General features: G+C 44.3%; 6 protein-coding genes. 3 read left to right on the top strand and 3 right to left on the bottom strand.

Annotation, left to right across the window (positions count from 1 at the left end; all coding sequences use genetic code 11):
- Window positions 1-705, bottom strand: a 705-nt coding sequence (locus SAPGRDRAFT_RS19685) for an IS5 family transposase (protein WP_081492134.1), incomplete at its 3' end; no start/stop codon positions are given.
- A 144-nt stretch (window positions 706-849) separates the two neighbouring features.
- On the opposite strand from SAPGRDRAFT_RS19685, the gene SAPGRDRAFT_RS19690 reads away from it, so the two are divergent.
- The 3 genes from SAPGRDRAFT_RS19690 (at window position 850) to SAPGRDRAFT_RS19700 (ending at window position 2,401) form a co-directional block, all read left to right on the top strand.
- Window positions 850-1,239, top strand: coding sequence for a hypothetical protein (locus SAPGRDRAFT_RS19690; RefSeq protein ID WP_002661280.1), 390 nt, complete (start codon window positions 850-852; stop codon window positions 1,237-1,239).
- A gap of 80 nt (window positions 1,240-1,319) precedes the next feature.
- On the top strand, window positions 1,320-1,769 hold the full coding sequence (locus tag SAPGRDRAFT_RS19695; protein WP_002661282.1) for a hypothetical protein: 450 nt from the start codon (window positions 1,320-1,322) through the stop codon (window positions 1,767-1,769).
- Window positions 1,770-1,969: 200 nt separating this feature from the next.
- Window positions 1,970-2,401, top strand: coding sequence for a hypothetical protein (locus tag SAPGRDRAFT_RS19700; protein ID WP_002661283.1), 432 nt, complete (start codon window positions 1,970-1,972; stop codon window positions 2,399-2,401).
- Between the two features lie 537 nt (window positions 2,402-2,938).
- On the opposite strand, the gene SAPGRDRAFT_RS19705 is transcribed toward SAPGRDRAFT_RS19700, so the two are convergent.
- Together SAPGRDRAFT_RS19705 and SAPGRDRAFT_RS19710 are read right to left on the bottom strand one after the other, a co-directional pair.
- Window positions 2,939-4,030, bottom strand: coding sequence for an imelysin family protein (locus tag SAPGRDRAFT_RS19705; RefSeq protein WP_002661284.1), 1,092 nt, complete (start codon window positions 4,028-4,030; stop codon window positions 2,939-2,941).
- Between the two features lie 87 nt (window positions 4,031-4,117).
- Entirely contained in the window at window positions 4,118-5,236 is a 1,119-nt protein-coding gene (locus SAPGRDRAFT_RS19710; protein WP_002661286.1) for a DUF4856 domain-containing protein, read from the bottom strand.
- Between the last annotated feature and the right edge of the window lie 960 nt (window positions 5,237-6,196).

The raw sequence follows: 6,196 nt of genomic DNA on the forward strand, positions 1-6,196 counted from the left end.
TAGCTCTCCATTTTTTCCTTTTTTTAGGCGAGCATTTTTACGTGGGGGAATCAATGGAACCGCCCCAGCCGCACAAATTGCTTCTCGACATTTTGTTTGGTCATAGGCGCCATCTGCATAAACTTGGTTAATATTAAATGGCTTCAATTTTTTCATCATTTTGAGGAGTTGAGAAGCATCGGTTTTTCGCTCTGTGGTAATCTCTACAACCAGGATTTCTCCTGTTTTGTCATTTACGGCTAAATGTACTTTAATCCAGCCAGAACGGTACTTTTCGATGTGTTTTATTCGCCGCCACTCTCCCTGTCCTTTTATTTTTAGTCCTGTACTATCTATTGCTATAGACAGCTCTTCATCCGTTTTTTTAGGCTTAATATTCAGCTTTAGTTTTTTGACTCTGCGGCATATTTGGCTGTAAGATATTGGATTGACATCCAAATTATATTCGGAAATAACGCATTTTAGAATACCTTCTAATTGTCGATATCCAAAAGAAAAAAGCACTTTTAAACGGAATAAATAGCGAATAAATTCATCGGAAATGGTTTTAGGTCTGCCGCGTTTTGAGCGCTTAGCTATGAGATTTTTGCTTGCCAAAGGCGGGAACCAAACATTAAAAAGAAACTCTCCTTGGGCGGTATAAAATCTGTTGGTTAGTGCGTAATTCTGTAAGTTTTTTCTAAATTTGTCATGGGACAGCTCGATATTTTATTGTTCGTACGAAAAACTTAAATCTACGAGTCTTGTCCCTTTTTTTATGCCTAATTCACAAGTTTTTTTTTAATTAGCTGGTTTTCAACTTGTTAGATTTATGCAACAAGGCCCTTTTTTGAAGAAAAAGAAGAAGGAATGATTGACGCTTTTTATAAAGAAGCAGTTTTAATCAAAAAAGCTATCTGCAATACAGTTAAAGGAGTTCGGGTAGTATATAAAAAACGAATAGAGATAAAAGATTCTGTTATTTCAGAGTTGACTTTTTTTGAGGCTGATTTTGAAGGAGGGCTTACGATCAGCAATTCGGTCATTGGATCCTTTAGGTTAATGGATAGCCGTTATAGCCAAGAGCCAATTATTATTCGTAATTGTATTTTTACAGGAGATATTGACTTTAAAGGGGGGGTATTTGAGAAAGATATTGTCATAGAAGGCTGTATTTTCTTAAAAGGGCACAACTTTATACAGGATATCGAGTACCCTAAGGGGGTAAGTAGACCAGAATATTTTAAAGTTAAGTTGTAGGGAGCTCTCTCTAGCAGGTATTGATTGCCAAATTGTTATTTGCTAAGGGGCTTACTATATATAATTATAAAACAAATAAAATGAAGGTAACTAAAGGATATGCTGATTATATAACTTTTCTTTTTGATGATGAACAAGGATCTCCTATAATTAGTAATCTTCTCAAAGAAGAAGTTTTAATAGAAAAATGTATTTGTCGTGTCGTTGATACTATTACTGGGTACTATGAAAAACGAATAGAAATAAAAGATTCTGTCATTTTAAGACTAGATATGTACGCTGCTTATATATATGGGGGGCTGACTATCACTAATTCTGTTATTGGGTATTTCAGATTGATGGATGGTGGCTACAACCGTGAGCCAATAATTATTCGCAACTGCGTTTTTTTAGGAGAGGTAGATTTTGACGAAAGTGTACTTAAGAATGATATTATCATAGAAGACTGTATTTTCCTAAAAGGGCATGACTTTGTGGAAGATATACGCTATGCGGTAATGAAAGACGAATACTTTAAGGTTAAGATTTAGGGTAGTTGCTTATTCTCTTCAGTCATCGCCGCACAAACCGATTTGCTAAATGTTTTAGGCCGATTTTATCCTAAATTGGTCCGTATGGAGTAAAGTGAAAGGCTACTGGGGAGCAGTAGCCTTTTTTATTGTAAACTAGTCCCTCAGCTTTTTCTGCTCATAGCGGCTATCCAAAACAATTAGGCACACAAAATAAAAATATGAAAGAATTATTAGAAAATCCAGTATTAGCGCCCTTTGCTGCTGATTTTAGCTTAGTGGAGGAAGCTACAGGAAAGGGAATAATTGAATATTTTCATTTAATTGAAATATTTGACTACCGGGCTACTTCTTATTTAGGAAATATCGCTTGGGATACTTTTGAGACAGCTCACAACCTTGAATGGGGTCAATTATGGCCAGTAAATATTGAGGCTCGTTTGAAAAAATCGCTGTCTGAATATGAGGAGGTATTTTTACAATTGAGATATGGTAAGCCTATCTTAAAAATATCCACAAGCTCATTTATAGCACATTGGGAAGAGATATTACACCTGTCAGTAGAAGGGTTTCCACTGGCTACAGCAGATGGAAAACTGTTTTTAGAGTGGCTGAATAATCCTAAGTCGATATACGCTAACTTCTTAATTTAATATGGGGCCTCCCGCCTTCGGCGGGCGCTACGTTTCGGGGCTCGCTGCTCGCTCGGCCCTGCGCGGGCTGCGCCCGCTTGGTCTGGCCTTTGGCCACCCCTGCACATCGCTAGGCCTGCGGCCCTAGGGGCCTGCTATATGGGCCTGTAGGTTGAAACCTACAGCCAATTAACGAATGCATTTTTGTGTTCAATGGAGGGTTGAAACCCTCCATAAATAAACATTTTAGCTCTTCTTTGCTGATGGAGCCTAGTGGAACAGAAAATCCCCTCGAATGAGGGGATGACGATTTTTTCCTAGTCTAGGGCCATGCTCATATAAAGGATGTCCAAAAGTTCAATTCATGAGGGTTTCAACCCACAGGTATATATCCATCCTACAGGCCCGAAGGGCCGCAGGCCTAGGGATGGAAAAGGGGGCGGCGAAGCCGCAGACCCAGCAAAATGAGCGCAGCGAAATTTTGCGCAGGGCCGAGCAGACTTGCGAGCCCTGACACAGCCCGGCCGCCGCAGGCGGCAGGCCCCAAAAAATAGTTATTTAATCGCCATCATCGGTATTATCGGCATAAGTGATATTGATACAAAGGACGGCGGGAAGGTCTGTTTTGAGGTAGACCACTTGGTTTTGGGCCTGAGCATAAGCGCTTTTGCAGGCTTCAAAATTGTTGCGAATATTATCGGCTAGGCTTTGCCCATTTAGAGCATTGAGGGCCGTGCTGGCCGCATCAAACTGCTCATTGATGAGTTGGCTAATTGGGCGGCCATCTTTTTGAACTGCCGTAGCATCCAGGTAATCGTCTAGTCCTTGGCCATTGCCGCCATTAAAAAGGGCCTGACTGGCGCTTAGGGTAGTTTGGGCCAAAATAAGCGATTGGCCACTATAGTAGGCCTCCGTTTTTTCGGGCGCTGCAATATAGCTGACCTTGGCGCCTACGGGCGTTCCCAACTTATTATTTTTGAAGAGCTCGTAATTTTGGTTGAGCTGGTTGACCAAAAGGCTGAGCGGGCTGCCTACGGCCAGGCCTTCGGTGGTTTTAAAGCTATTGGCATAGGCGCTCCAGCCGTCTTGGGTCCAGTCTACTTTTTGCTTGATTTGCTGGCAAACAGCCTTGAGGTAATTTTGGCGAGCGGTATCGGCAAACTCATTTAGAATTTGGGCCTCGCTATCGTGATGCAGCAGATAATCGAGAGCGGGAAAGCCGCGGGTATAGGCAAAAGAGTCAATTTCGAGGTTATAAGTTTGGCTGCTAATGGCATACTCTAGGCGGCTCGTAAAGACCGGATAATTATTGAGGCTGCTGCGCAATTGGTAATCTGCGGCGGGACCAAACTCATAGATTTTGGCGTTTTGGAAAGCGATATTGGCCGACAGCCAGCTACTTTTGAGGGCCTGAAGTTTGCTGGCATCGGGCTGGGCACAAAAGGCATTTACCGCATCATTTAGGCTATCTACCTTAATTTGTAGCTCATTATAGGCCGGCGAAATAAAATTATCGGCTACATTTTCGAGCAGGGCCAATTGGTCAAATTCTACAGCACAGGGGTCTTCGGTTTCTGAGCCACAGCTAAAGAGGCTAAAGAGCAGGGCGGCCAGACATAAACCGCCTTGGTAGTAGTTGAAATTGAGCATAAATGGATGGTTGTGAATTGCTGAAAATATAAAAACTGCCCAACGCCGAAGCGCCGAGCAGCCAAGAGAATGAACAAAAAACTAGATTTAAAGTTGGTCTTGAACGCTAGCTAATGCTGGAAAAGCGTTGACCAAAGCAGTTTTTGCAGCCTGAAGATTAGCGCTTGTACTGTTGTATAGATTGGCTTGTAGTGGGTCGGCATGATTACCAACTTGAAGCAAAATAGCATCTACATCAGCAGTGCTAAGCGTTTGTAGTCCGCCAAATTTGAGGCCGTAAACAAAGGCATAAGCTTCTGATAGGGAGTGATGAGCGGCGGCGGCATCATCGCTAAGGTTGGCAATTCCCTTATTGATATAATGTAGGGCAGATCCGGCCAAAACCAGTTCCCATTGTTCGCGAGCGATAGCAATTTGGGCATCGCGTTCGTCTAGATCTTGGGCAGAAATAGCGGCACGGCCCTCAATCAAGGCATTCATCAAGTTGGTTCCCGTGCTTAGATAAGTTTGGCGGCTACCGTCGGCATATTTGCCCCAAAAGCGGATGCCAGTTGTATTGCTAGGGTAGTCGGTAGGCGCCCCAAAATAGCCAAAGGCCTCATCCCAGTGATGTTCCATTTCGGTTCCTTCGCCTTCTACGACAGTTTCATTGTCTACATCCATTTTTCCGCTGCCCATATAAACGGCAGTGGCCTGATAGTAGAAACAAGCGCCCATAATTCCTTTTTCGATCACTTGAGCAAGCTCCAAACCATTGGCATTGAGCAAGTAGCTGCTTGCGCCATCATTGGTCTGCATGATCCCGGCCAGTCCGCTGCTAGCCGTGCTATCCGTATATAGACTAGCTGTGGCAAGAGCATCCATAAGGTCTTCCATAACCGTCTGCTCTGTAGAAACCGTTTTGCTTTTAAGCTGTTTGCTGCTTGCATTGAGATCAGCATCAGCAAAGGGATCATTTTGGTTGGCAAACATATCCTTCATGCTGTTGGCATCTAGGGCCGTAGCGCTCAGAGCACTAGCCGATTTGGCATAAGCGGCCAGTTCGCCCAACATATCGAGGCGGTCTGTTTGTCCGCTATAACTGACGTTCTCAAAGCTGTAGGTTTCGGGTACATCATAGCTGCTTTCATCTTTTTTACAAGAGCTAAGACCGAGGCCAAAAACGGCCAAAATAAGTAGGGCTTTTTGTAAGCTCGCTAAATTCATAAGAGGTTATGTTTTTATGGTAAGAATAACTTAACGGCTGCAAATTTATGTTTATCTAAACTAATTCCAAATAAAAATAAGCTTTTTTAGATGAAAATTTGGGGCCCGCGGCCAGCTAGCTGGCCGCCGCTATGCTACGGGGCTCGCTGTTCGCTCGGCCCTTCACAAAACTTCGCTGCGCTCGTTTTGCTCGGTCTGGCCTTTGGCCACCCGCTCCGCAGCGCTGGGCCGTTTGGCCTTCGGCCATGGACTGTAGGTTGAAACCTACAGCCAATTAACGAATGCATTTTTGTGTTCAATGGAGGGTTAAAACCCTCCATAAATAAACATCTTATAGGCTGGCTAAATCATAAATGTAGCTGCTATGGATGTAGGCTGGTTTTTGTCAGATGGGGCTGGTTTTTAGCCCGATAAATTTTGGCTGTTTTCTTTGGCGGCTGGGTTGTTTGGGCCCCATGGGCTAAAGCCCCGGACCACTTAAAGATTATATTGGCTAGCCTTTTCTGCCATGGGCTGAAGCCCATGGTTGTGGACTATGCAAACTGGCGGGCTAAAGCCCTTGTTTGCTGATGGAGCCTAGTGGAACAGAGAGGGGATGACGATTTTTCAGCTAGCCTAGGGCCTTGGCCCTAGGGTTATTATGAAATTTATGGAGGAGACAAAACAAAATCAAACTATCGAAGAAAAAACAACCCTTGTTCAAAGCGGTAGAGGATTTTAATCCTCTCCGCACTATAGATGTAGAATGGGGTTGTTGTATGGCTGCTGGTTTCAACCTGCAGCCACGGCTAGCAGGCGGCGAAGCCGCCGCAGGCCTAGGGGCCTGCAAGGGGGCCGCGCAGCGGCAGACCTAGCCAGCTTGCTGGCGCAGGGCCGAGCAGACCTGCGAGCCCTGCAAGGGCCCGGCCGCCGCAGGCGGCAGGCCCCAAAAAAGATAAAAAACTGGCTATCATCGTCGAA

It is taken from the genome of Saprospira grandis DSM 2844, assembly GCF_000275825.1.
Classification (GTDB): Bacteria; Bacteroidota; Bacteroidia; order Chitinophagales; family Saprospiraceae; genus Saprospira; species Saprospira grandis_A.